This is a genomic window from Cupriavidus sp. PET2-C1, from assembly GCF_054515855.1.
Genome location: NZ_JBTNRJ010000003.1, coordinates 394,273 through 419,792, shown reverse-complemented (window position 1 = coordinate 419,792; position 25,520 = coordinate 394,273). Strand labels below are relative to the sequence as shown.

General features: G+C 61.7%; 23 protein-coding genes and 4 pseudogenes. 22 read left to right on the top strand and 5 right to left on the bottom strand.

Annotated features, from left to right (window positions below):
* The first annotated feature begins 159 nt into the window (after positions 1 to 159).
* Together ACX12D_RS35700 and ACX12D_RS35695 are read left to right on the top strand one after the other, a co-directional pair.
* The gene (locus tag ACX12D_RS35700; RefSeq protein ID WP_459377415.1) at positions 160 to 969 is read left to right on the top strand and encodes an SDR family oxidoreductase; all 810 of its coding nucleotides are present in this window, start codon (positions 160 to 162) and stop codon (positions 967 to 969) included.
* A 344-nt stretch (positions 970 to 1,313) separates the two neighbouring features.
* Positions 1,314 to 2,579 (top strand): lipase family protein, encoded by a 1,266-nt coding sequence (locus ACX12D_RS35695; RefSeq protein WP_459377328.1) that lies wholly within the window; start codon positions 1,314 to 1,316, stop codon positions 2,577 to 2,579.
* 536 nt (positions 2,580 to 3,115) lie between these two features.
* Here ACX12D_RS35695 and ACX12D_RS35690 read toward each other — a convergent pair.
* A complete protein-coding gene (locus ACX12D_RS35690; RefSeq protein WP_459377327.1) occupies positions 3,116 to 3,808 on the bottom strand; it encodes an ankyrin repeat domain-containing protein in 693 nt (230 codons plus the stop codon).
* 330 nt (positions 3,809 to 4,138) lie between these two features.
* Here ACX12D_RS35690 and ACX12D_RS35685 point away from each other — a divergent pair.
* A pseudogene (locus ACX12D_RS35685) lies at positions 4,139 to 4,552 on the top strand (Arm DNA-binding domain-containing protein); the annotation flags it as partial.
* Between the two features lie 52 nt (positions 4,553 to 4,604).
* Here ACX12D_RS35685 and ACX12D_RS35680 read toward each other — a convergent pair.
* Both ACX12D_RS35680 and ACX12D_RS35675 read right to left on the bottom strand, forming a co-directional pair.
* On the bottom strand, positions 4,605 to 6,017 hold the full coding sequence (locus ACX12D_RS35680) for a Shedu immune nuclease family protein (protein WP_459377326.1): 1,413 nt from the start codon (positions 6,015 to 6,017) through the stop codon (positions 4,605 to 4,607).
* Between the two features lie 419 nt (positions 6,018 to 6,436).
* Positions 6,437 to 6,982, bottom strand: coding sequence for a T6SS immunity protein Tdi1 domain-containing protein (locus ACX12D_RS35675; protein WP_459377325.1), 546 nt, complete (start codon positions 6,980 to 6,982; stop codon positions 6,437 to 6,439).
* Positions 6,983 to 7,352: 370 nt separating this feature from the next.
* On the opposite strand from ACX12D_RS35675, the gene ACX12D_RS35670 reads away from it, so the two are divergent.
* Positions 7,353 to 7,559, top strand: coding sequence for a hypothetical protein (locus tag ACX12D_RS35670; RefSeq protein ID WP_459377324.1), 207 nt, complete (start codon positions 7,353 to 7,355; stop codon positions 7,557 to 7,559).
* A gap of 146 nt (positions 7,560 to 7,705) precedes the next feature.
* Here the strand turns inward: ACX12D_RS35670 and ACX12D_RS35665 are convergent.
* Positions 7,706 to 8,220, bottom strand: a pseudogene (locus ACX12D_RS35665) (DUF6988 family protein).
* Positions 8,221 to 8,881: 661 nt separating this feature from the next.
* Here ACX12D_RS35665 and ACX12D_RS35660 point away from each other — a divergent pair.
* From ACX12D_RS35660 to ACX12D_RS35645, 4 genes and pseudogenes are all read left to right on the top strand, one after another.
* Complete coding sequence (locus ACX12D_RS35660) at positions 8,882 to 9,709, top strand: DUF932 domain-containing protein (protein ID WP_459377323.1); 828 nt, start codon at positions 8,882 to 8,884, stop codon at positions 9,707 to 9,709.
* Between the two features lie 79 nt (positions 9,710 to 9,788).
* Positions 9,789 to 10,356: pseudogene (locus ACX12D_RS35655) on the top strand (ParB/Srx family N-terminal domain-containing protein); the annotation flags it as partial.
* Positions 10,357 to 11,097: 741 nt separating this feature from the next.
* Entirely contained in the window at positions 11,098 to 11,409 is a 312-nt protein-coding gene (locus ACX12D_RS35650) for a DUF736 domain-containing protein (protein ID WP_459377322.1), read from the top strand.
* A 485-nt stretch (positions 11,410 to 11,894) separates the two neighbouring features.
* Positions 11,895 to 12,025 (top strand): annotated as a pseudogene (locus ACX12D_RS35645) (DUF736 family protein); the annotation flags it as partial.
* Between the two features lie 164 nt (positions 12,026 to 12,189).
* Here ACX12D_RS35645 and ACX12D_RS35640 read toward each other — a convergent pair.
* Positions 12,190 to 12,537: a helix-turn-helix domain-containing protein gene (locus tag ACX12D_RS35640; protein ID WP_459377321.1), complete on the bottom strand. Its 348-nt coding sequence runs from the start codon at positions 12,535 to 12,537 to the stop codon at positions 12,190 to 12,192.
* Between the two features lie 435 nt (positions 12,538 to 12,972).
* Here ACX12D_RS35640 and ACX12D_RS35635 point away from each other — a divergent pair, with 435 nt between their 5' ends.
* The 14 genes from ACX12D_RS35635 to ACX12D_RS35570 all read left to right on the top strand — a co-directional run bounded on the left by ACX12D_RS35635 (position 12,973) and on the right by ACX12D_RS35570 (position 25,430).
* The gene (locus tag ACX12D_RS35635; RefSeq protein ID WP_459377320.1) at positions 12,973 to 13,281 is read left to right on the top strand and encodes a hypothetical protein; all 309 of its coding nucleotides are present in this window, start codon (positions 12,973 to 12,975) and stop codon (positions 13,279 to 13,281) included.
* Positions 13,282 to 13,338: 57 nt separating this feature from the next.
* Positions 13,339 to 13,704, top strand: a complete 366-nt coding sequence (locus ACX12D_RS35630) for a DUF2958 domain-containing protein (protein WP_459377319.1) — start codon at positions 13,339 to 13,341, stop codon at positions 13,702 to 13,704.
* Positions 13,705 to 13,977: 273 nt separating this feature from the next.
* The gene (locus ACX12D_RS35625; protein WP_459377318.1) at positions 13,978 to 15,336 is read left to right on the top strand and encodes an MFS transporter; all 1,359 of its coding nucleotides are present in this window, start codon (positions 13,978 to 13,980) and stop codon (positions 15,334 to 15,336) included.
* Between the two features lie 373 nt (positions 15,337 to 15,709).
* The gene (locus ACX12D_RS35620) at positions 15,710 to 16,465 is read left to right on the top strand and encodes a DUF7011 domain-containing protein (RefSeq protein WP_459377316.1); all 756 of its coding nucleotides are present in this window, start codon (positions 15,710 to 15,712) and stop codon (positions 16,463 to 16,465) included.
* Positions 16,466 to 16,590: 125 nt separating this feature from the next.
* Positions 16,591 to 16,872 (top strand): helix-turn-helix transcriptional regulator, encoded by a 282-nt coding sequence (locus ACX12D_RS35615; protein WP_459377315.1) that lies wholly within the window; start codon positions 16,591 to 16,593, stop codon positions 16,870 to 16,872.
* A gap of 26 nt (positions 16,873 to 16,898) precedes the next feature.
* Positions 16,899 to 17,732, top strand: a complete 834-nt coding sequence (locus ACX12D_RS35610) for a replication initiator protein A (RefSeq protein ID WP_459377314.1) — start codon at positions 16,899 to 16,901, stop codon at positions 17,730 to 17,732.
* A 265-nt stretch (positions 17,733 to 17,997) separates the two neighbouring features.
* Positions 17,998 to 18,636 carry a ParA family partition ATPase gene (gene parA / locus ACX12D_RS35605; protein WP_459377313.1) on the top strand — a complete coding sequence of 213 codons (639 nt, stop codon included), beginning with the start codon at positions 17,998 to 18,000 and terminating at the stop codon, positions 18,634 to 18,636.
* Positions 18,633 to 18,884, top strand: a complete 252-nt coding sequence (locus tag ACX12D_RS35600; RefSeq protein WP_459377312.1) for a chromosome partitioning protein ParB — start codon at positions 18,633 to 18,635, stop codon at positions 18,882 to 18,884. The genes parA and ACX12D_RS35600 overlap by 4 nt, the downstream gene beginning before the upstream one ends.
* Positions 18,881 to 19,414 carry a DUF2840 domain-containing protein gene (locus ACX12D_RS35595; protein ID WP_459377311.1) on the top strand — a complete coding sequence of 178 codons (534 nt, stop codon included), beginning with the start codon at positions 18,881 to 18,883 and terminating at the stop codon, positions 19,412 to 19,414. The genes ACX12D_RS35600 and ACX12D_RS35595 overlap by 4 nt, the downstream gene beginning before the upstream one ends.
* On the top strand, positions 19,411 to 19,998 hold the full coding sequence (locus tag ACX12D_RS35590; protein WP_459377310.1) for a S26 family signal peptidase: 588 nt from the start codon (positions 19,411 to 19,413) through the stop codon (positions 19,996 to 19,998). The genes ACX12D_RS35595 and ACX12D_RS35590 overlap by 4 nt, the downstream gene beginning before the upstream one ends.
* Positions 19,999 to 20,422: 424 nt before the next feature.
* The gene (locus ACX12D_RS35585; RefSeq protein ID WP_459377308.1) at positions 20,423 to 22,378 is read left to right on the top strand and encodes a DUF3363 domain-containing protein; all 1,956 of its coding nucleotides are present in this window, start codon (positions 20,423 to 20,425) and stop codon (positions 22,376 to 22,378) included.
* A 437-nt stretch (positions 22,379 to 22,815) separates the two neighbouring features.
* The gene (locus ACX12D_RS35580; protein WP_459377307.1) at positions 22,816 to 22,968 is read left to right on the top strand and encodes an acinetodin/klebsidin/J25 family lasso peptide; all 153 of its coding nucleotides are present in this window, start codon (positions 22,816 to 22,818) and stop codon (positions 22,966 to 22,968) included.
* Positions 22,969 to 23,145: 177 nt separating this feature from the next.
* Positions 23,146 to 23,736: a lasso peptide biosynthesis B2 protein gene (locus ACX12D_RS35575; protein ID WP_459377306.1), complete on the top strand. Its 591-nt coding sequence runs from the start codon at positions 23,146 to 23,148 to the stop codon at positions 23,734 to 23,736.
* Positions 23,736 to 25,430 (top strand): asparagine synthase-related protein, encoded by a 1,695-nt coding sequence (locus tag ACX12D_RS35570; protein WP_459377305.1) that lies wholly within the window; start codon positions 23,736 to 23,738, stop codon positions 25,428 to 25,430. Before ACX12D_RS35575 ends, ACX12D_RS35570 begins: the two co-directional genes overlap by 1 nt.
* Positions 25,431 to 25,520: the final 90 nt, after the last annotated feature.

The following is a 25,520-nucleotide window of genomic DNA, read 5'->3' as shown; positions in this document are numbered from 1 at the left end:
TAGATGCTGCGGAACCGGGCCACGGCCGCCGCAATGGAATCCATGTCGTTCGCATTTCGCCCGCTGCTCTGCCGGACTGGCGCTGCGAAATGACCAATGAGAACCAATCCTGTCCCGCCTGATATGGAAAATGCACCGCGACCTCAACTAGGAAAGTCCATGCAAGTCAATCTCGATTTCAAGGGCCGCCACGTTTTCGTGTTCGGCGGCACCACAGGCATCAACTTTGGTATTGCCGAAGCCTTCGCCCGGCAGGGAGCCAGCGTCACGGTGGCAAGCCGCAAGCGAGAGAACATCGAGGCAGCATGCGAGCAGCTCGCCAAGCTCGGCGGAGCTGTCCATGGCGTCTGCGCCGACGTGCGCGACTTCGACGCGGTCGGCCAGGCATTTGCCGATTCGGTCCAACGCTTCGGTCCCATCGACGTGCTGATCTCTGGAGCCGCAGGCAACTTCCTTTGCGAAGCCAAGGACATGTCGTCGAACGGCTTTCGCGTAGTGGTTGACATCGACCTGGTCGGCACCTTTCACGTGCTGCGCCAGGCGTATGACCATCTGCGCAGGCCGGGCGCGACGGTAATCAACATCACGGCGCCGCAGTCTTTCGTGCCGATGCGCTACCAGGTACATGCATGCGCGGCCAAGGCCGGGGTCGACCAACTGACGCGCGTGCTGGCGCTGGAATGGGGCGGCGACGGCATCCGCATCAACTCAATCTCTCCCGGGCCGATCGAGGGTACCGAGGGCTTCAGGCGGCTAATGGCTCCCAGCGAGAAGGAGCGTGCCGCCGCGATAGCGTGCGTGCCACTGCAACGATTCGGCACCGTAGACGACATTGCGAATCTTGCGCTCTTCCTGGCCTCGCCCTATGCAGGCTATATCTCGGGGGCGCTGATCCCCTGCGATGGCGGGGGCGCCTTGGAGAGCGTGAAGCCGACGCTCGAACTGGCGGGCCGTACAACGTCGGCTTAGGCCTACGTGCCTTGATCACAAGACAGACGCTCCTCGGATTTCCCCGGCTTTCGCCTTGTGACTGTGAGGGGCGGGCTCGGTAGCAGACGATGCTGAGCGGGATCTTACCAGGCCCGCGTCACGCGGTGATCGCTGGGCTGTCACATGACCTGGCAAAGGGCGCCTCCGGGTCAAGTGTTCCTTAGCGCCGGAGACAGGAGATGGATTGTGGTTGGCAGACACACTTGCTTGGTGATGCCAGTTCCCACTGTAGCGGCCCCTATGCCTCCCTATAACCGAGGCGTATCGCGGCTCAAGAAGTGCCCAGGTTTCTTTGACGAAGCAAACATGACTGGAGAAAGCGCATGACCTGCATTCCCGTAGGATCCTTGTCCATCTGCACCGCTTCGCGCTGCCTTGGCGAGGCTATTGCCAAGGGTGCTGCACGCCTTGTTCTGTTGGTTGTCCTGGTGCTGTGCAGTCTGACCATGTCGCTGGCGATAGCGGGTCCACTGGATGACCCGAGGAGCGACCCCTTCTACACCCCACCCCAGCCCTTGCCAGCAGGGCCGCATGGCACTCTGATCCGGTCCCGGCCGTTCATTCCAGTCGGATTGCTCGCCAATGGCTGGCAAATCATGTACAAGTCCGCAGACGTCAACGGCGCAGCCATTGCCGTTACCGGCACCGTGCTAGTTCCCTTGATGCCGTGGTTTTCCGGCCTGCGGCCGATGATCGCGTGGGCGCCTGGCACGCAGGGCCAAGCGGACAATTGTGCGCCTTCGCACCAGTACGCCCTCGGCACCGAATACGAATCCACGATCGCTGGTGCCACGCCCCGGACCCTTGCCCAGGGGTGGGCCATCGCGATGACAGACTATCAGGGACTAGGTACGCCCGGCGACCATACCTGGGGGATTGGCAAGGCCGAAGGGCAGGCGGTCCTCGATGCCGCCCTCGCGGCACAGCAGTTGAGCGGGGCGGGCCTGTCCGCAAACGCCCCGGTCGGCATCATGGGTTACTCCCAAGGCGGGCATGCAGCCGCTTTTGCCGCCGAACTCCAGGCTAGTTATGCGCCCACCCTAAACGTCAAGGGGGTTGCGGCAGGGGCCGGGCCCTTCAGCATCGCGGACGTGTACGCGAATGTGAGTGGCGGAGCGTTTGCCGGGGTCGGTCCGATTGAATTGATCGCCCTGAACGCCGCGTACCCGGATCTCGACCTCCCGGCGATCCTCACCCCCTATGGGCAGTCCGTGATGGCGGACGCCCGTGGCACGAAGTGCGTCGTGGACTTAGCGCTCAGCTATCCCTTTCTGTCCGATGCCGTCCTTGTCCAGGCGCCTGGCATCCTGAACCGTGCGGACTGGCAGGCGCGCATGGCGCAAAATCAGAGCGGCACGGGTGTACCCGCCGTGCCGGCGTTGGTATACGCGGGAACGCTCGACGAGATCATTCCCTACAACCAGAATCAAAAGTTGTTCGCTGCCTGGTGCTCACATGGAGGCAGCGTCGCGTTCCGGACCATCGGCGCCACCGAGCACGCCACGGCGTACCTCCTCGGCTTTCCGATTGCGCTCGATTGGATGGCGCAGCGGTTTGTCGGTGCATCGGCAGTCTCAGCGTGCCCTTAGAGCCAACCCTTTCAAGGTGATTAGACGACGCGTCCAGCCTTGATGACACGGGCGGTAGAAACATGCCGCCGTGCTACGCATCCGGCCACATAGCCTCTCTTCTTCGGCGCTTTCGGTCCCCGCATATGTTTGCGCATCGCGCGGGGGGCAACGTGCGTCGCCATCTTGATCAAATCGCGACCAAGCTGAGCTGGGGTGAGGAGGTCATAGGCCTGCCACACCTCGGGCGGCACCGCGATCATCATGCCGGTATAAGTTGCCCGGATTTCGCTGGCGAGGTAATACGGTGTGAGAGCTCGTCAATATGTCGTGCAGGTCAGCGCCGATGGCTAGCGAGAAGACTGGACACGCAATCGTCAGCAGCGTCGCCGAGCACCGTGCGCAAACGCCGGATCGAGGCCGGTGACGACATCGCCTCGGAATACCAAGCCCCCTCGGTCGCCGGACGACCGCCTCTACAGAGGCCGAGGACGCAGCGGGCGTTAGCGCTGGCGAATCTGGGAAGCCGACAACACGACGGCATCCCAAAATGCGCTTTACGCGCCCGCGAAGCTGGGATCTGCATGGCTGATTCTTCTACACCTGTTCACCTTGGTCGGGTGATAGCGGTGAGCCGGAAACGAGCGGGACGCCGCCGCGGTGGCATCCCATTTGATGACTTGCATGGTGGGCGAGGGTGACAGTGCTCGGTGCGGGTCGATGGTTGAGCTGCGCTGCAGTCGTTCGCTCACTTCATGGGCAGCCAGCAACTGTGAGATCCCGGACAACCCCATTGCCTCGGCCATCTCGCGTGGGGTTTCGTGGTCGTCGATGCGCGTCCGCCTAGCTGCGTCTGCACCAGCGGCCAGCAGCATCTCTACCGCAGGCAAATTGCGCACGCTCACGGCCATGTGCAGCGCGCTGTAGTCGTTGATGCCGCGCTGCGCAGGATCGGCACCGAAGGCCAGCAGCAGCCTGAGCACCTCGATCACATCCGTTCGTGCGGGTGCGCTTGGCCGGGCGAGACTACATGAAAGCGCCGCAATCAGCGGCGGAAAACCCGCGTGATCCACCGGCCGGGGATCCGCCCCGATCTCGAGCAGGGTGCGGATAAGCGGCAGCGGGCTATGGTAGATCGCGTACTCCAGGCAAGGCCCAATCCCCGGCGGCATGGGTCCGTTGGGAATGCCATGCCGGATCATCAACCGCCGCCCGCAGCGCGTCGAGGTCGCCGGTGCAGAAGTCCCCATGGATCTTCTCGAACTGCCGGTATCCTGCGGATCGGGTCCTTCGGGGACTATCGCCAGTTATCGAAAAATCGCCGTAACGTATTGATTTAAAAAGAAATAGGTTGCGGAAGCTATCGGTGACTATCGCCGGCCAGCGGAACAGGTTGGCGGTAGAAGTGGCGGTAGAACCCGGAGGCCGGATTAAGGCCCTCCCGTTTACTATCCAGGCCAAATCGGTCTTTGACGGTAAAAATCTCTTCGGGAAAGCTGGCTTTATGCGGCTTTCCCGGCATCAGCAGGTCTCCTGGCCCCTGACGGTAAAAGCCGTCATGAACAGGAGGAAAAACCTCGATGCTTACCGACACCGCACTGCGGAATCTCAAGCCTAAGTCTAAGACTTATAAGGCTTTTGACCGCGATGGCATGTACGTGACGGTATCGCCCACCGGTACCGTCACCTTCCGCTACGATTACCGTCTCAACGGCCGCCGCGAGACGCTGACCATCGGCCGCTATGGGCCGGCCGGTATCTCACTAGCCCTTGCTCGCGAAAAGCTGCTCGACGCCAAGAAGGCCGTCGCCCAAGGCGAGTCCCCAGCCCACGAGAAGCAGCGCGAGAAGCGCCGCTTGACCGCCACCAAAAGCTTTGGTGACATGACCGCTCAATGGCTGTCCGGTGACATCATGAGCTCGGCGGCGTCTGGTGATGCTGAGTCCGCGGCCGGGCTGCGTGATAGCCGGTTGCTACCGCAATTTCCAGCCAGGGGGACGGACTATCGAACAGCGGTTCAGGCGCTCACCCAAGGGATCGTAGCGGCTAGAATGGGACGGAATCCGCAGTGTTGGCCGCGTGCGATGTTGCCGTGAGCGCTTGATGCAGGTATTCCAGACGAGCGAGCAGTTCGTCAAACGTTAGGACTGTGATGTCTCGAAGCACTTGTCTGAATGCCTCGAATGCCTCCTTGTCCAGCCTTGACGCAGGCAGGGTGCCGATAAGCACTACAGCCTGGGGAGAATAGGCTTCCGCACCTTCGAGCGTACCGTCGTCTTCCAGTTTTAGGTGAGACCACCCGGTGGTTAGGCGTCGGCGCTGACCGAGTACCTGGGTGATTGCGCCCGTCAACTCACTGGACGGACCCTGCTGTTCGGAACGGTACGGTGCCAGGAGCCTCGTCCCTGGCGCCTTGATTTCGATAAGCGCCACGTTACCGGTACCTTGGCCCCGCATTAGGAAGTCAGAGTATTTTCCGCCTTGACCACTCACGCGTTTGCCATGCACGTACGGTGTTTCCTGCACGAAGACCGTCGGTACGGCAAAGGCCATCGACAAGATAAATGTGTTGGCCTCGAAGAAGCTTTGCCACTTCGTCTCGCTGAGGTCCTGGGAGAGTTTTTCCTTGTACTTGGCGATCATCTCCTTCAAGGTCGCTGTCTCGATCTTTGCTGCGAGCTCGTACAACGTCTCTGGCGCTTCCTTCGCGATGGCTGCCGCGTTGTCGGCCACCAGATTGACCACACCACGCTGGGCGGCTTTGGGGATGCCGGTGCTTACGCGCCCGACTTTGACCATCTCGAACACGGCTTCTGCGCTGACTTTTCGCTTTTTGGGGGGAAATCTATCTCGATCGACGGCGGTCAGCAGCGCATTGTGTGCGAAAAGCATTCTGTCTGTGCGCGCCTGTCGTTGATATCGACTCGAAATCGAGCGCATGCTCTTCACAAGCTGCTTGAGATAAAGGTCCGTGATGAAATACACCCGGCCTTCAAAGGTCGGGGGCTGATCGCCGCCGCCAACCAATACCACGACGTCCTCCGCTAAGCTGGCAATGGCGGTGGCGATAAAACGATCTTGAGTCGAGAATCCGAGCCCGTTTAACGGATTGCGTTCCAGCCAATCCGGCAAGCGATCGAGGAGCGCCACGACGTCGTCGTGGGTCGCTGGCTTCTCGTATGGACCCGAGCGCAGTGGGCCCAAGCAAATGCGGTCGAGGCCCGCATATTTCGGCACGTAGCCCTGGTCGGCGGACGGCTTGAAGGGATAGATGCACAACCGATCCGGTAAGACATGCAGCATGAGCGTCATGTCGACGCGCGTTGTCGCGGACGCGTGCTCGAGCCGGAGGAAGAAGTAGACGTACGTGCCGCCGTCCTCCAAATCTTCGCACTCATACACGATGCGCTCGGCGAGCGCGTCCCTGATTACTAGCGATTCCTGCACTGCCTTAGCCATGCGCTTCCTTTGTCACGACCAGCGTTTCCTGACGTTGACCTAAGTCACAAAAATGGTGACCGGCTTGATCTACGCGACGCCGAGGCTCGCCGCAAACTGCGGGATCTGAGGTCCGGCGTCTACCCATCGGCCCGGTCGCGCCTGGAGGCATGAAGCCCCCCGGCGCAGGATAGCGCATAGGCATGCCACGGCACATCCGCGCGGAGGAGGGGGCGGCCGGGCGGCCTATACCGACGCCCTCGCGTGCGCCCCGCAGAGGGGAAACCCGGCGCCCATTCACAGTGCTGCCAGCTTCACATGTCCGGCTGACAGAGAAAGCGCCATATCTTGATAATTATCATTATCACTACGTTCGGCCCGCGTTTCGAACGTTGGGGGGAAGGGAGACCCGGCGGGCGGCGGTAGCCGACCCATCTCGGTCATTCAGAAGATCGTAGAGATTCAAATTGGCCGTGAACTGCTTGTCCGACAAGCGAGAGATAAACCGTTAAGTCGCCTCGCACGTAGGTATCCAGTGTCCCGTGGCCGCCCAATCTTGGCCAAGGCTCCGCGATGAAACATTCCCCATATGCAAGGGTTCCGATCCGAGTACTGAGGAGCTTCATTGCGTCGTTTTGCAGCACCTGCTGACGTACGTCAGGATTGGACAAGAACACGTCGAACAGATAGGTCACATCCCTATCGACAAAGGTGGAGGAGCCACGCTGTGCGTCCAACATGAATACGCCGGAATACCTCTCTGACCAGAAAATGAGATCGCCGCCCCATGTCGACGCAAGTGCTGCGGCATCTTCCCCTAGTAGCCACTGCCAAGGTGCTATCGCTTGTCTCCCGAGGTCGGCATCAAGCACGGTTATCAGGCCACCGTTATAGACGCCCGATGGAATTCCGTTCCTGGGCTCGGAAATGGGGACTCTCGAAACCAAGGCGGGAGCTGTCAGGGTAAAAGATTCAACGAAGCCCATTGTTTTATGTCGAGTTGTTTTATGGCGGCTAGCTCCACCTATTCTAGCGGACGACCGCTATTGGCCGACTTGAGCCGGCCGAACCGCTGCCATATGGTTGATATAAAAGGTTCGGGTCGTGGCACCGCGAGGGATAGTCCAAAAGACAGAACAGAATTCCAACCTTCGCCAACATTTAACATAAATTGCGTTCTATTCCTGCGCGGAAGACCTGCAAAGGCTTTGATCGTCGAAGCGACGTTGTTCCAGGCTGGTCGCAAATAGTTCGAGTTCGACACCACTGGACTGAAGTGGGAATGCGGTGCGAAGATCCAGCACCTGCATCTGGCCGAGCAGGGATGCATCTCTGTGCGATGGTATTGACCTCGCCGTGGTCAATGCCGCGTCGCTGCGCCAGCAAATCGGCGTAGTAAAGCAAGACAACACGCTGTTTGCGTGTTCGATCTGCGACTACATCGCATCGAGCATTCCCGGAGCTCCGCTGGAGGCAGTCCTGCCAGGCTGGCTGATCCTGATTGACCACTGCCATGCCTTCGGTCTGTTTGATCCGGGGTTGAGGCGGATTGCGCCGAACTGATGGCCGTTCGCGTTTCATTGAGTTTGCCGATTTAGCGGGGCTTGAGATTCCGAGCCGAAAGGCGCTTGCGCATCTATGCAAATGTTGCGCGATCCGCCGGCAGCATCGCCATCTGGCCCACCCGGAGGCGGCGGACCCCTTTTTTATCATTTCAGCAGATCCGGCAGGCAATCGGCAAATTCCGGCTGGACCGTGCGCATTGGCTTCGTAATGGCCTCGTCGCCGGTGAGGATCGCGAGGGTCATGCCGGTCATCGTGGTCAACCCGTTAGAGTTGCGCAGCACCTGTAGCATCAGGTGGAGGGGAAAGCCATCGGCGGTGCGGCGCAAAGGATGAATGCCGCCATGCACGAACGAGTTCATGGCGTTCCAGGACACATCCTTGAAGTGGGACAACACTTGATGTGCGGCAGTTGGCGCCGTCCCTTGTCCTGCCCGTATACCGATCCGTTTGATCATCTCGCTGACGCCGGGCAAGTTCTTGGCCGCCTCTCGCTCTCCAAGGTCAACGGGGTTTGCAGCTTGTCAATCGCCGTGTCGCTCGCTGCGTAGAGCAGCCACATCGCCAGGGTCAGGGCCTCGAACTGCAGTCGCATCAGGCTGACGGCAGAGGTGGGCAAGCCCAAAGCCGTCAGGGCTCGCAGGGCAACAGCGTGCTCCATCGCGACCAGACACATGTACAGTGCCGCTTCGCCTCGGGGAGAGCGGTCGAACTCGGCGTCGTCGAGCAGCGCATTCAGTCGCTCGTGCAGCGCGTCCGATCGTTGGAGCATGTGCTCCAAGGGATTGTCGGCCCCGGTATTGTTCTTCGTTTGCATGCCGATATGGTAGCGCGAACCCATTGATGGGCGTCCCCGGCTAAGAAGATGGGCCGGTCGCGCTCTCGTGCTGCGCATCGAGCCTCGCTGCGCGAGTCTCGCCCCATCCGGGCTTCCATCGCTGACGCCTACGGCCCGGTTCTTCGATCCGGGCCTGCGCGCTTCGCTTGCGTGGGGCCTGCGCCAACTGCGGTCGGTTGCCTGTCCAGCCGTCTTCCTTCGCTCATCACCTTGTCCGCGACTGTAGCCCGCGGCCGTGTGCCATCAAGGCGCGCCGGGCCGTGTCCTCGGCTACGCCTGCGGGCCGCACCCACCCGGCGCTTTTCTTCTTGACGGCGCCCGTTCCGCGCGCTCCTGGCCGTCGCGGGCGATGAACTCAGGAAAGACGGTGGCAACGAGGCCGGCCCAGGTCTCCGCGCCGACCCCACCGGAAAAGCCGAAAGGCGGGCTCCGAATCTAGGAATCCGGTGGTTTTCGACAGCGAACCCTTGTCAGGAGAAACACCATGCAACTCGCGTCCCGCTTCGCTTCCCGTTCCCCGGTGCTGCGCTCGGAATTCCCCTTGTCCGACGACCAAATCCGCAGCGTAGCCCCGTCCATCTTCGCAGAAGCCCCGCATGGCAGTCGTTCAGAGCGATACAGCTATATCCCCACCGTCACGGTATTGGACGAGCTGCGCTGCGAAGGCTTCCAACCCTTCATGGTCTGCCAGACACGCGTGCGGCAGGACGACCGCCGCGAATACACCAAGCACATGATCCGGCTGCGCCACGCCAGCCAGATCAATGGCAGCGAGGCCAACGAAATCATCCTGCTGAATTCGCACGATGGCACGAGCAGCTATCAGATGCTGGCCGGCATGTTCCGCTTCGTGTGCCAGAACGGGCTTGTGTGCGGCGATACCGTCGCCGATGTGCGCGTGCCGCACAAGGGCGACGTAGCCGGGCAGGTCATCGAGGGGGCTTACGAGGTCCTGCGCGGATTCGACCGCGTGCAGGAATCCCGGGAAGCCATGCAGGCCATCACGCTGGATGTGGGGGAGTCGGAGGTGTTCGCCGGCGCCGCGCTGGCCCTCAAGTACGACGACCCGGAGAAGCCCGCGCCGATTACGGCATCGCAAGTCCTGATGCCGCGTCGCCTGGATGACCGCCGCGCCGACCTATGGAGCGTTTTCAACCGCACGCAGGAAAACCTCATCAAAGGCGGTCTATCCGCCCGCGCGGCCAACGGCCGCCGCCAGCGCACCCGCCCTGTGCAGGGCATCGATAGCGACATCCGCCTGAATCGCGCCCTGTGGCTGTTGGCCGATGGCATGCGCCAGTTGAAGGCCTGACCCTCGCGGAGGGGCTTTCAAGATCCCGGCCCCTGCGTTTCCTTCCGCCGCTGATTTCGTTACGAATGGAGATACTACGATGAACGCCGTTACCCAAGCCGAAGATCGCGCCATCACCACCACGCTGGAAGTGGCCGATCCGACCAAGAACCTGATCCTGGTTCCGCTTTCGCAGTTGCTGCCGCGCCGTTCCAAGTGCAACGCCCGCACGACCGCGCGCATGTCCGTCCCCGAACTGGCCGCCAGCATTGCCCGCGTCGGTTTGTTGCAAAACCTTGTTGTTATCCTTGCTGGCGATGGCAAGCATTACGAAGTGGTGGCCGGTGATCGTCGCCTGACCGCGTTGAAGTTGTTGGTGAAGAGGAAACACTTCGCCGCAGACCACGAAGTGCCGTGCCTGCTGGTGCCCGACGCCTCAGCCCGTACCGTGAGCCTGGCCGAAAACCTGCTACGCGAGCAGATGCACCCCGCCGACCAGTTCGAGGCGTTCGCCGCGCTGGTCAGGGAAGGACGTCCCATCGAGGATATTGCCGCCGACTTTGGCGTGTCCCCGATGGTGGTGCAGCGCCGCCTGAAGCTTGCGAACGTGTCGCCGCGCTTGATGGCCGATTACCGAACCGGTGGCGTCACGCTGGAGCAGTTGGCCCCGGCGCGTTGCGCCGGGGCATCCGCTCAAAACCGGGCGCGGCAGATCTGCCGCGCCCGGTTTCAACCTCCACAGCAAAATCGCCGTGTCGCCGCCTTCGGCCAGGCGGCGACGTGGCTGCGCGCAAGTGCCTTGCGCATGGTACGGCGATCGGTGCCCCGCTGAGGCGGGCAAGGTTTCGATGGCGCCCCGCCGCAATGGGCTGGGTGTGGAGCTACGCCCTGGATTGCTGGTACAGGTTGTGCGAAAGCGCGTCGTCCTCGATGCTGGCAAATTGTCGCCCACCACGTCACGAAGGGCGGTTCACGGATACGTCGACCGACCGCTATGGAGCTTTCGCGCCCATGCCTCAAAGACGTCGCCGCAAGCTGCGGCAGGGGCGTTCTCGCTTGTCGTTGATGGAGTGGTCCTGACCCGCGTTGGGGTGCAATCCGGTGCAGCTGTCATGCGGGGATGCCGAGTCGGCCACGGCTCCTTTCGGGGAGGTCGGCCCATGCGTCCTTTAGCTGTTGTGCATCCTGGCAGGGGCGCGGCTGCGCCTCGGCCTTCATGGCTGCAACCTTCCGGCACAAACAATTTCCCCGCCGCTGCGCGGCTTCCTCGCCCCAGCAAATTGTTTGCGCCTCCAGGTCCTCCACTGCGTGTCGGCCGCAAGCGGTGCAGCCAGCCCGGCCCCCGCTGATCGGATCACAACAAGGACGCGATGGGCGCGACCTTGGATAACCTGAAAGGAGAATGCATCATGGCTAACATCGGCAACTTCACCGCGCAGAACGACGGCTTCACCGGCACGGTTCGCACCCTGACGCTCAACGTCAAGGTCAAGTTCATCCCCAACGACAAGACCAGCGAGAACGCCCCCGACTTCCGCATCCAGGCGGCCGGCGGCTATGACATCGGCGCGGGGTGGAAGAAAATCAGCCAATCCGAGCGGCCCTACTTGTCCGTGACCCTCGATGATCCTTCGTTCCCGGCGACAATCTATGCCCGGCTGATCGAGGAAGAAGATGGTACGCACAACCTGATCTGGTCGCGCAGCAAGCCGACGGCCTGACGGCCGCCCCAAACGCCCCGCCAATTGCGGCGGGGCGCAGTTGCTGCTAGCCGCAGCATCGCGTGCACGCCTACGGCGCGTCGCGCTCTTTCAAGATTGCCTCCAGTTCCTGGCGCATCAGCGCCAGAAGCTGCTCGGCCTTTCGGTTGATTCAGCTGCTTACGGCTTCTGTTGGAATCCGCATTTGCGGATTCCAACAGATCAGGGTGACCGACCGCATCTGTGCCTTGGCCTGGCTACCGCAACTTCGCTTCCGTACTTCTGTGGTTGCGCGATTCCGAGGGTTTCTGGATCCGTGCTTGTGTACGAATGCGCAAATCTGTGTCGCGTTCTCGCGCTTTGGTGGACACAGTGTCGTGCGTGGTCGGGCCTCCAGGCTTCTACAATGGCCCAAAGCACGGGAGGCGCCGCTAGTCAAAGGCCGCTGGGCCGCTTTGTGACTATGTCAGTCTGATTCAAGACGACGGCGGTCCAGATCGACATATCTCGGCGCGGCGTGGAAAGAAGTCACCCAGTCAAGCGACCCTACCTGTCCGTGACCATCGATGCCCCTTCGTTCCCGGCCACGATCTGCGCCCGTCTGGTCGAGGAAGACGATGGCATGCACAACGTGATCAGTCGGGCCGCAAGTAGGCAGCCCTCCCAACGCTCGTCCACGGCGCGGTGCCCGGATGCTCTAGTGCCCGCTCCCTTGCCGGCCTCCCCAACTTTTGCGCACTCTCAGGCAGATCGCTCGGTCACGACCCCGCTGCTACCGGAGGAGTACGGAAGTGGAGCGGATCAGCGACGAGCCAGTCGCGTGGTAAGGGTCTCGACCATGGCCACGATCATGGCGCGGTCCGGGCTGCTGACCTTCGTCAGTAGCCGGGCGAGATGGTTGGCCTGATCGCTGGAGCGGGTGCTGGCCTCGGTCAGCAGTTCCGAGGTGTCGCACTGGAAGATGTCAGCCAACTCGGCCAAGCGCGCGATCGTGGGCATGACGACGCCACGCTCCATACGGGAGACCGCCTCGTTACCAATCCCCAACTTTTCCGCCACCTGTTCCTGAGTGAGGCTGGCTGCTATGCGGTGCCTGGCAATCGCGTGCCCCACCACACCAGCCAGTCGGTCTATCTCCGTTCTGCCCATGCTATCTCCATATCAACCGATATGGTTGAGCATCATCTTCTTTGTATGAAGTGCTTTACGAGTTGAGATTCAACCTATAAAGTTGTTTACTGGATCTGATGCTAACCCTCCGCGGGAACCAGTCGTTCCTGTCTACGCAAGGAAGAATAATGGATTCAAGCAAGTACAAGCATGGTCTGGGTTTGCTGCCGGGAAGCGGAGTCGCCCTGGCGCTAGCAGGAAACGGTGGTGGCAGTGACGGTTCGCCGGGAGCGAACGGTGGCAGTGTATCGATCTGGCGACACCAAGAGGTTGCCGCGCCTTTCCTGTGGCGCAGGCAGAGGGCGAATGGCAGTTTGCAGTCATGCCGCGTTGCAGGCCGCAATAGTTAGCCGAGGCTCAGAAGGCCTAGCCGCCGTGGCAAGAGGACCGGCAGCCAGTACGAGCCACATCCATATGAAGCAGCATGACCTTCCCCCTCCGACAGGAACCGCCCCGTGCTTCCGGCTTGGCCGCCTGCTTGCCACACCCGGCGCCTTGGCCGCCGTGAAGAAGTCGCAATCGCACCCGATCGCCTTGCTTGTGCGCCATGTATGCGGCGACTGGGGTGAGCTAGACGACGAAGACCGGCAGCAGAATGAAATTGCTCTCGTTGAAGGGTTGCGGCTGCTGTCCAGCTACGTCCTGGAGACCGGTAAGACCGTCTGGGTCATAACCGAAGCGGATCGCTCGGTCACGACCCTGCTGCTACCGGAGGAGTACTGAAGGTGACGGAATTGGGGCGGGTCAGCGGCGAGCCAGTCGCGCCGCCCCTGAATGGCTATGAATTTTTTCGGAGAAGCATCAATGTGCCCAACCCAAATCACCGAGGAGCAACGTGCAAAGCTACTTGCCAACGGCCACAGCGCCTACGCTGGCGATCTTCTACCGGTGGTGCGACTGTTCACGCCGGATGCGCATGCGACATGGCTACTTGCCGCGCTCGACCCGGCCGATGGGGACACCGCCTACGGTCTGTGCGACGTGGGTATCGGCATGCCCGAACTGGGCCATGTGAAGCTGTCCGACCTTGCGTCCATCGTTGGGCCGCTCAAAAGGCCAATTCTTCGCGACCTGTACTTCCGGCCAAACCGATCGCTATCGGCGTATGCGCAGCTGGCGCAGGTTGACGGTTCGATCCCCGACTGACCAAACCCGCCGGCCATTCCGGTAGGCCGGCCCGACAGCCCTCCGCTGCGCCTCATTGATTGATGCAGGGGCGTCGATTCCGAGCAAAGTAACCAGCATGGAAAGACGGTGTGCACAACTTGATGTCCGCGCAGCAACCGACCGTTTCCATGCGGGCGTGGCGCACCGAACGATGCCTGATCGGCATCGCTCACGCGCAACCAATGGGGTCTTGGTCTCAAAAGGACCAGCCCTGACCGAAGTCCATTGACCACAACCTGACGAGGACCGACTGTGAATCCACAACAGGAACCACCTGTGAATCCCCTGAGCGTACCGGGCGGCGTCTTGCCCGCACCGGCGCGCACGCTGGCTGCTCGCGACTACAAGACCTTGGCCCTGGCGGCCCTTGGCGGCACACTCGAATTCTACGACTTCGTCATTTACGTCTTCTTCGTCACGGTGCTGGGCGCGCTATTCTTCCCGCCCAACATGCCAGATTGGCTACGACAACTGCAGACGTTCGGAATCTTCGCCGCCGGCTACCTGGCACGCCCGCTTGGCGGCATCGTGATCGCCCACTTTGGTGACCGGCTTGGCCGCAAGCGCATGTTCACGCTGTCAATCTTGCTGATGGCCGCGCCCACGCTGATGATCGGCCTGCTGCCCACCTACGCCAGCATCGGCGTCGCGGCGCCACTGTTGCTGCTGGCGATGCGGGTGCTGCAGGGCGCGGCCATTGGGGGCGAGATGCCCGGTGCCTGGGTGTTTGTCGGTGAACATGTGCCGAGACGGCACTACGGCTTCGGCATCGGGACCCTGACCTCGGGCATCACGGGCGGCATTCTGCTGGGTTCGCTCGTCGCCGTCGCCATCAATCGCCATTACTCACCGGAGCAGGTGAGCGAGTTCGCCTGGCGCATCCCCTTCCTCCTGGGCGGCGTGTTTGGAATGGTGTCCGTGTACCTGCGCCGATTTCTGCACGAGACACCCGTGTTTCGCGAGTTGGCTGACCGGAGCAATCTGGCGCGCGAACTGCCGATCCGCACCGTGCTGCGCGATCACCGCTCGGCCAGCATGTTCGTTGCACTGCTGACCTGGGTACTTTCTACCACTATCGTTGTGGTGGTGCTGTACACACCCGCCTACCTGCAGAAGGTCCATCATATCCCCGCCGCGCTCGCACTCGAGACCAATGCTTTTGCCACCCTCATGCTGACCATGGGCTGCGTGATCGTCGGATGGGCGTGCGACCGCATCGGCACCCGTGTCGTCATGCTGATTGGCTGGGGCGGACTGTTCATGACCGCATACCTCTTCTACGGCAGCCTGCCTGGCACGCCTGCCACGCTGTTCTGGCACTACGGGCTGCTAGGCCTATTCGTCGGCACCATCGCCACCGTCCCGATTGCCGGCGTGCGTGCTTTTCCAGCACCGGTGCGCTTCACCGGTCTGTCGTTTGCCTACAACATGTCTTATGCAGTTTTTGGTGGCCTCACGCCGATGCTCCTCACGCTCTGGCTACAGCGCGACACCATGGCGCCTGCTCACTACGTGGCAGTACTGGCAACTGTCGGATTCTCGCTTGCACTCTGGCCCGTAGCCAAGTGCGGCCATGCCATGCGCGATGGCGTGGCCAGCACCCGTCAGTGACTGACGGGCGCCGTGCGCCTCAATGGCTCGAATCCACGACTGACCTTGACTCGTAGCCCCAATTCATGGTCGTCACTACGGCGGACCTTCCAGCTGCAAGCCATTGCGCCGCACTGTGGCCATTTCAGTCTGATTCAAGGCGATGGCGGTCTAGATCGACATTCTTACGCACTGCGGTGCGGTTTTGACCCAAAGAGACATGATCCGCCGGGCGGCTTGCGGCAGGGTTACCGGTGCCGCGCGCGATCTCCGCGCGGCATTGCCGTCGCATTCGGACGATCTGCACAAGGCTTCGGAGTCAATGATGCGGTGATGCATTAGTCCTTGCGCTCGATGTCCATGGTGACACTCCTGTTCGACAGAAGGTTAGGTCATGGCCGATCGAGGCGCGGATTCTTGGTACCCGACCGCAGCGTATCTCTACATTCTGCACCTGGACGGGCCCGCGCTGGCCTGGGAGTACCTGCGTCGCCATCCCAAGTACCGGTGCGACTGGCATTGCCGTCAGCGCAGGCCGGAGGCGGCGCACCGCTGGGGCCTGCATCTATGGGAAGACCCGTCTCTGGATGCGCGCGACGCGCATCCGGCCTGGTTCCCTGATCATGATGCGGTGCTCCAACTCTACCCGGATGCCGACCCACCACCCAATGCCAGCGCCTTCAAGTTTTGGCGCATTCCGGGCCAGAAACACCTGGTTCACGACGGCAAGCGGCTAATACTGACGGCTCGCTGGCCCGGCAACTGCGTACGGCTGGTGTTGGCGCCAGGCCTGGAGGATGGCATGGCCTATCTCTATGCCGTCCGCGCCGGCGCCCCGCTCAGCGCGCGCAACCGCACGCTCGTGGCCGAGTGGGACAAGCTCTCGGTGGCTGCCGAAGCTTCCCCTACGGTCGCGGTCCGGTCCCGGCCGGCACCCGCCGCATTGCTGGAATTACACACCTTGCAAGCGCTCGATGCCACCCAGGCAGGTGCGTCCCTGCGCGAGGTCGGGGAGGGGCTGTTCGGGGCCGATGCTGCAGCAAGTGGTTGGCATGCCGACGGCGGCCTGCGCTCTCGCGTGCGTCGCCTGGTACGCCGCGGCCGATCGCTGATGCACGGCGGCTATCGCCGTTTAGCTCAGCTCGACTGACCTTGGTAGGGTCGTCTTGCCTTCGCTGCAAAACGACCCTCTGCGCCCCGCATCCCTTTCTTCAGACTGGCCTCCATCCGGTCGCGTTGTGCGGCTGACGATCTTGATTGATGGAGGATCATCCGATGCGTCCCGCTCCCTTGCGGCCTGCCGCTGCTGCCGTCGCTACGACGCCGCAACCCCAACGCTACCTGACCAACGACGAAGCCGCCGATTACCTGCGGTTGTCGCCGCGCACGCTCGAGAAGCAACGTGTGATCGGCGGCGGACCGAAGTTCCGTAAGTTCGGCCGGCGCGTCATGTACGCCGTGGCCGACCTCGACACCTGGGCCGACCAGCGCAGCTACGAGGCCACCTCCGACCCCGAATACGCCGAACGTCATGCGGCGGACAGCCGTGCGCGCTGATCGCTGGCTCGCCGGTGGCCATTGCCATGTCAAGCGGATCGGGGGAGAGGGAACAACTCGAGCTCTTCCGCGCTATGCCGGGCGACATGGCGCCGCGCGATGCTCAGGACTTGATGGCGTACCCGTTCTTCTCGTTGGCGAAGTCGCGGCGTGCGGTGCCAATCGACTTTCGCAGCGGGGACATCATCATCCGCGTGGAGGGCACGCGGGAACATGGCATTGCCACGATCTGGGACGCGGACATTCTGATCTGGGCGGCCAGCCAGATTGTGGAAGCGCGCGACGCGGGGCTGCGCCCATCGCGGCTGATGCACGCCACGCCGTACGAAATTCTTCGATTCATCGGGCGCGGCGTGTCGCTGCGCGACTACCAGCGCCTCAAAGCCGCGCTCGACCGGCTGCAATCGACCACGGTGGCGACTTCCATCCGCGAGACGAGCGGGCGGCGATTGCATCGCTTCTCGTGGGTCAACGAATGGAAGGAGCTGGCCGACGCCCGCGGCACGCCGCTGGGCATCGAGCTGATCCTGCCGGACTGGTTCTATGCCGGCGTAGTCGACGCTGCCCTGGTGCTGACCATCGACCCGGCGTACTTCCGGCTCACTGGCGGCATCGAGCGGTGGCTGTACCGTGTGGTGCGCAAGCACGGCGGCAAGCAGCCGGACGGCTGGCAATTCGACTTCCGGCAGCTGCACCGGAAATCGGGCAGCGCCACGCGCTTCTCGGATTTCGCTTACGACCTGCGCGCACTGGTGGCGCGGCAACCCTTGCCTGGCTACGTCCTCGGCATCGAGCGGGTGCCGGGCGATGCCACAGAAGTGCTGACCTTCAGGCCCGTGCCGTCCGCGGCACGGGGATAACCCCGGGGCAACTTGTGAACAGCCTCGTGCTATCGGGAGTACCGGGTATCGTGCTATCGGGAGTACGCCTATCGTGCTATCAGGAGTACGAAACGTCCGCAAAGCCAATAACGGCGCGGGTTTGCGGTCCCGTTAACTTATCTAACTTAAAAAGACTAACTAGTAGTAGGCGCGCGTCGCGTCGATGGACAACCATCGAACGGCACGGGAAGCACCGCTTTGCAAAGGCGGCGAAGGCCAGTTTTTCAGTATGGGGGACGAGGCCATGATCGTCGCCTTACTTAACCAAAAGGGCGGCGTGGGTAAGACCACGCTCGCCACGCACATCGCTGGCGAGTTGGCGCTACGCGGCCAGCACGTGGTCCTGCTCGATGCCGACCCGCAGGGATCGGCACTGGACTGGACGCAACGGCGAAGCCATCGGGGCTTGCCGCGCCTGTTCAGCGCCGTGGGCCTCACCCGCGAAACGCTGCACCAGGAAGCGCCGGAGTTGGCCAGACGCTGCGACCAGGTTGTCATCGACGGCCCGCCACGCATCGCCGCCTTGGCGCGCTCGGCACTATTTGCCGCCGAGCGTGTGCTGGTTCCGGTGCAGCCCAGCCCCTACGACCTGTGGGCGTCTGCCGAGATGGTCGCGTTGATCCGTGAGGCGCAGGCTTTCCGGCCAGCGCTACGCGCTGCCTTCATCATCAATCGCCGCGTCAGCACCACCGTCATCGCCCGCGAAGCCCGCCAAGCGTTGGCCGAGCAACCGCTACCCGCGCTGCGCTCGGAAGTGCATCAGCGCATCGTGTTCGCTGACAGCGTGGCTGGGGGCCGGCTCGCCCGCGAAACGGTGCCCGACAGCGCCGCCGCGCGCGAAGTCACCGCGCTGGTTGATGAACTGCTGCGGTGGCCGACATGACGACCACCCGTGGCAAACGCATCGCCATTGGCGCGCGGCCGCCGGCGAACCCGCACGCTGAGGCGTGGGTTCGCCAGGGGGATGCAGACGTCCTCCAGAAGGGTGACGTTTACACCGCACGTCTGACGCTCGATATCACACCGGCGATGCGCGCGCGCATCAAAGTGTCGGCGTTCACGCAAGGCGTGACCGTCGCCGAACTGCTGCGCGCGCTGCTGGAACGCGAATTCCCGGAGTCACCCCAATGAACACACAACCTTCGGCTGCCGCGGCTACGCCGCCGCCACCGCTTGCGGTGCTCGCCAGTCAGGACCGCACCGCGCCGCTGACCCGCGTCTCGCTCGCCTACCTTGAGCAGCGCATCGACGTCTACCTGCGCTTTGGTGAGCCCGCGCATATCATCCGGCTCGACCCCTCGCGTCGCGTCGCAGTGTTCCCGCCGGGCGCGGCGTTCTGCCGCATCCGCTGGCAAGCCAACGACTACGGCACGGTGCGGTGGCAGCTCATGGTGATGCAGACTTGCACGCCGCTGGACGCGGCGCAGCGCATCCCCGGCGTGCTGCCCGGGGCCCGACTCCTGCTGCACGCCGAGGGCGAGTTGGCCGTGCGCGCCGTGCTGGAGCGGATCGACGCCATCGAGGCGCTAGGCATCGCCCCGGTCGCCGTCTCGCCCGCGTACTGGCGCACGCTGGGGAATCGGCTCAGCGCGCGTCTGCCGCTGCCGGCGTATACCGCCGAGCGGCACGCCGCTTGGTTGGCGGGAAGGTCGCTATTATGACGGCTGCTGCCACTGCCGGCACCGCGCCGCATCCTCGCTCGCGCCTGCGCGCTCGCGTCATGCTGGCAGGCCTCTCTATTCTCGGCCTCGCTGCGCTGGCTTGGGCGTCTTTCGTGTCGCCACTGCCGCGCTTGACCTACAACCCGTCCGACAGCGTCGCGGTTGGCTGGTATCGCGTCGATCCGACCGGCAATCGGGCCACCTTGCTGCAAGGTTCCGTGCATGTGGGCACCATCGTGCTGGCTCGGTTGCCGGGCGAAGCGGCCGCACTGGCTGCGCAGCGTGGCTACCTGCCGGCGGACGTTCCCCTGCTCAAGCGCGTGGGTGCGGTGGCGCCGCAGCAAGTCTGCATTGTCGGGCGCAGCATACGTATCGATGGCGTGCCGGTGGCCGCAGCGCTGTCTGCTGACCGCATGGGCCGGCCGTTGCCATCCTGGCAGCAGTGCCGGCGTCTGGTTTCAGGCGAGTTGTTCCTGTTGAGCACGACCGATCCGGCGTCATTCGACAGCCGGTATTTCGGGCCGATTGCCGCATCCGCCGTGATCGGCGTCGCGCATCTCGTTTGGCCGGAGGCAGATCGATGATGTCCACCGGCTCACTGTGCTTTGTCGTGCCATCCGGCGGGTCGTTCCGCTGGGCGTCCCCGTGTCGTCCAACCTGTAGCGCGGACGCACTCGCGCCGCCTCCGGCGCGGCGATCCGACGTGCAGGCTTCTTCCCTTGAACACGGCCGGCCTGTGACCATGGCCGTGGTCGCCGGCGGCGCTGCTGCCTTGTGTGCTACGCCGCCGGGCCGCCGACGTCCGGAGCGACAGCGCAGGGCAGAGGCGGAAGGCAAGATAAAAGGTCGCGGCACCCAGCCGCTTGAAAACCCTGTCTGCACGTGGGTAGGGCGCGGCACGCGCCAAGGTGCGGCAGTGTGCCGCGAGAGGTGGCAATGCCGCAACGGCATTGGCGAAGCGGGGTGCCTTACCCGCCCAGCTACGCTGGTCTTAGTGAGAGGCGCAGCATGAAGAATCACGACGATGAACGTTTCCAAATACGGTCTGGCGCGCCAAGGCGGCGCGGCGACGCATTCATCAACAAGGTGCTGAGCCAGGCCAACAAGGCCGGCGCCACGCTCGGCAAGTCGGTCGGCAAGGCCGGTCAACGGCCGGGCTCCCGGTTGGGACGCGGCCACGTCGCGGCGCGCTTCGCCGGTGGCTCGCTGACTTCCAATGCCCGGCGCGTGACGATCAAGACACGGCTGGTCAATTTAGCGAAGGTCGGGAGGCGCTCGATTGCTGCGCATCTGCGTTACATCGAGCGCGAAGGCGTCGATCGCCACGGTGGCACGGGACGCGCCTATGGCCCGACCACCGACGCCGCGGACCTCGATGCCTTCAAGGAGCGTAGCGAGGGCGACCGGCACCAGTTCCGCTTCATTGTTTCGCCGGAGGACGCCGAACAGCTCGACGGCCTGCGGACCTATACCCGGCACCTGATGGCGCGCATGGAGGCAGACTTGGGCACCGAGCTGGAATGGGTCGCAGTGGATCACTGGAACACCGACAACCCTCACACGCACATCGTCCTACGCGGCAAGGACGACACCGGGAAAGACCTGATCATTTCCCGGGACTACATCGCCGAGGGGATGCGCATGCGCGCATCGGAGCTGGCAACGGAATGGCTTGGGCCGCGCACCGAGCTGGAGATCCAGCGCACCATACTTCGGGAAGTCGATCAGGAACGGTGGACAGGGCTGGATCGCACCTTGCAGCGGGAAGCGGTAGACGGTCTGGTGTTGCCCGAGACGCTGGGCGCCCCTCGGCTGCAACGCCAGCGGCAAATGCTGATTGGCCGTTTGCAGCGCTTGCAGCGCATGGGCTTGGCGACAGAGCGGCAGCCCAGCGCGTGGGCCATTCATGCCGAGGCTGAACAGGTCTTGCGGGCCATGGGCGAACGCGGCGACATCATCCACACCATGCAGCGCGCCATGAGCGGCAAGCAGCGTGAGCTGGCCGTGTTCCAGTCCGGCGAGGATGGGCGCACCGTCATTGGTCGGGTGGTCGACAAGGGCCTGGCGGATGAGTTGTACGACAAGGGCTACCTCATTGTCGACGGGATCGACGGCAAGGCGCATTACGTCGCGTTGCCACCACGGTCAGAGCTGGAGAACTACCCGGCAGGCGCCATCGTGGAAGTGAAAGGTTCGGCCGAGGTGCGCGCGGCCGACCGGAATATCTCTGCACTCGCGGTCGATGGGTTGTATCGCACCGATCACCACCTTGCAGTTGCCAAGGGTCACGCTACCTCTGAGCGCGACCCAGGCGAACTGGTCGCCGCACACGTGCGCCGGCTCGAAGCGCTGCGTCGTGCCGGCATCGTGGAGCGCGTGGCCGAGGGCGTCTGGCAAGTGCCCGACGACCTGCCCGAACGCGGCCGCCATTACGACGTGGAGCGCCTGGGCGGCGGTGTGGCGGTGGAGTTGAAATCTCACCTGCCCATCGACCGGCAGCCCCGCGCGATCGGCGCGACTTGGCTGGATCAGCAACTGATTGGCGGTGGCAAGGGGCTGGGCGACCTTGGCTTTGGCGGAGAGGTCAAGGAATCGCTGCGCCAGCGCACTGAGTTCCTGGTTGAGCATGGCTTGGCCGAGTTGCGCGGAAAGCGGGTGGTGTTGGCCCACAATCTGCTGGCGACCCTACGCGACCGCGAGCTGACGATGACCGCGAAGGACATCGCTGCCGAGACAGGTTCTGAGTACCGGCCCGTGACCGATGGTCAGCGTGTTGCCGGCGTCTACCGACGCAGCATCGTGCTCGCCAGCGGCCGCTACGCAGTGCTGGACGACGGAATGGGATTTAGCTTGGTGCCATGGAAGCCGGTGATCGAACATCGAATGGGGCAACAGCTTGCCGCGACAGTGCTTCATGGAAGCGTCTCATGGGAGATCGGTCGACAGCGTGGGCTCGCGATCTAATGGTGGCTTGAGAACATGGTTAAGCCGCAGCTGACCAGCTTATTGCCTTCTCGCAATAGATAACGGGGCCATGAAATGAGCGTGCTACGCAGGGAAGGGTTGAATCCCCCCGGGCGTCATCCCGTCTCTTGCGATCGGCGCCCTCGGCCGGGCGGCAGAATAAATTACGGGATATATCCGCCTTGCGGTACGGCAGCCTAGCTGCTAAGTCTAGTCATGCGGGTTTTGACTAGCGGCGCATACCCAAAGACAGCAAGCAAAGCGGTCGATTACGAATATATCTGATCAATGATCAAATTATATTTGAAATATAATTCATATATTACGGCTTATTCGTGAAAATGACTACAATCCATTGGAAATCTATGGCGCTGGGGAAGAACAATCGTCAGCGCCATGAGTGCTCTCGTTAATCGATATCTTTCATGGAGAATCATATGAAATGGCTATCTGCTGTGCCATTGGCACCTATTTCAAATAGCACCAAGCCGAAGGTTGTAACGCTCCGGCAGAGCGCAACGAAGATCACGCTTGGCGGTTCAGGCCAGGTCATTGAAATCTGGCCCACGCCGAGCGGCAAGTACGGTTGATCTGGCAAGTACTACTGATCACACCGCGGGAGGCGCTAACGTATTTTCGCCCTCCTGCTTTCCCTACGACATCGGGGGTTTGCTGTGCCCTATGAGTTTAAGTCGCACATAAGGACGGCGTATTGCGATCGAGACCTTGTGGTCCTGAACCTACAGACGGATATCTATCAGGTAGTTATGGATATCAGCGTCACAGATCTTAATGCGGCCCTAAGGGATCACCCTAACGAAGGCGAATCGCCGATCGTTGAAGCGTTGAGGGAGATCGGTGCGATACAGGAGACACGCTCAACCTACGATCAAGTCGTGCCAGTCAAACTGGATGGGTTCTTTGAGCAACGTTGGATGACCCCGATGGTGGGGGCCGTTCAGAACAATGAAAGTTGTCGCGTAAGAAGCATCTTCGAGGTAATTCTTGCAGGGTTGACGATGCCACGAACGTCGCTTGGCAGGATAGCAGAGAGCCTGACGCACCATAGGACGCTGCTTGAAGCTGCAGCCGTCAGAAATGAGTCTGATTTTGAACAAATAAACAGTCTCATGCGCTCGTTGAACGAAGCTTTCATATGGGACTTCAGCGGTAACAAGTGCCTCACATATTCCTATGCGCTCGTCCGTTTGGCACGCGGTCGAGGCATACCTGCCAAACTGATGATCGGTGTGCGGACGAGGCCTTTCTTCTCCCATGCGTGGGTTGAACTCCACAAACAAGTTGTGAGCGATACCCCGACGCTTAAGCAAAGCCTTGCCGTGATTATGGAGGTGTAATGATAATTGTTACTACGAAAAGTCATGGCGAGATAGAGGGCAGACTGCGGGAGCGGGACTTCTGGCTTTCATCCGACATTCAACTACATGAACGCGGGAATTTCACCTGCTTTGTAGGCGGTCACTTCAAATTCCAGACCATAGGAGATGCGACGCTCGTTCACACTGGTCGAGCAGTTTTCCGTGGAAAGGAGGTAAGGCCAGGCGAATATCGAGAGCCAGCCGATTTGGCAGAAGATCTCAGGGTAGCAATCGGATATTTCACATTTCTTCTGGTTGAGTCGACCCGTGTGACGATCATTAGCAGTCTTTATCGGCACATTGATATCTTCTATATGGCGAAGGGTGCCGAAATTGTCGTAAGCTCCGACCTCAGTGCCCTGCTCGCCATCATCGGTACACGACCTATCAATGCAAGCTTTGTGTCGGAGTTCGTCAACGAAGATTGTTTTTTTCGAGGCGACACGCTTTTTGAAGGCGTCGATCACGTACCGCTGGGTGAGGCGCTGGTGCTTCAGCGCCACGTTGCACCGCGCCGTGAAGCCTGGAACGTTCCAAAGCCACGCTGCGTGGATTTTATCGAGGAACTCCACTACAACATTCGGCAATTCGTGGCCGATGAAGAACGTGTCTTTGTGCAGTTCTCAGGAGGATTGGATTCCAGTCTCATCTTGCACATAGCGAAGGGGATTTTCCCAAACTGCGTGGCGTTGCATCTGCTGTCGCTGGACGACGCTGCATCGGAGATCGATATTGCGCGTCAGGTAGCGGGCGAGTTCGGCGTGGATTTACGCATTCATGAATCGCCAGTACGCTTTGCGGCTGCGCGGTCGTCCTTCGTGATGGCCGGCCGCATCAACAGCCCCTTCGATGTCTATCCTCTGTCGCCAAATCCTGCCGACCGAAACTTTGCATACGACGAGCAGATTCGGGCAGTCGGTATCGACGGTGGTTGTTTCCTGACGGGGCAGGGGGGAGACTACGTATTCCTTCAAAATCCCCCGCCTCATGTAGGATTGGACGGGTATCGCGACGGGGGGCTGCGTGGTTTCATCGAAGCGGTAAAGGCTTACAGCCAGCTTAAGAAGGTTCCGTTCTTTAGATTGTTGCGTCTCAACATAGAGGCCGCATTCCTTGGCGTGCGCCCTGGTTCATCCCTCACAGCGGCTAGGATCGGGCACTGTCGGGCAGCGAGCCCATCTCGGCCACATGCGCTGTTGAGCAAACTACCAGTCCAATCCCCAAAGTTCGCGCACCTCCAGAGTGTGCTAATGGGCCTCTATCAACTGAGGCCAAACGATGGCAAGCAATTCCGTGTTATTCACCCGTTGTTCATGCAGAACATCCTGGCCGGCGTTCTGGGTGAGCCCGTTCACAGAACGTTCACAGCTGATTACGACAGAATCCAGATAAGAAGGGCATTTGCACAATCGAGTGCGTCGTGGGTAGCTTGGCGTCGAACAAAGCGGCCATCATCGGGTTTGGTATTTTCGTTCTTTCGCAACAATGAAGAACTTGTGAAATGCTACCTCCGGCGCGGGATTGTCGCGTCTACAATTGGAATCGAGGATAAATGGATCGACGATACCGTCACCGAAAATGCAAATGTTGTCACTACGGGTGAGGCGGGAATCGTACTAAATATGCTTCGATTGGAAATGTTTGCGCAATCTTATGCGAGGTACATCGCCTAGATAAGTACGAAAATCATAATTACAGGGAACTCGCTGGCTGACTGTGGCTCTAACTGAAGCCCTGCGATTAGGGTTTGAACTATGGTAGAG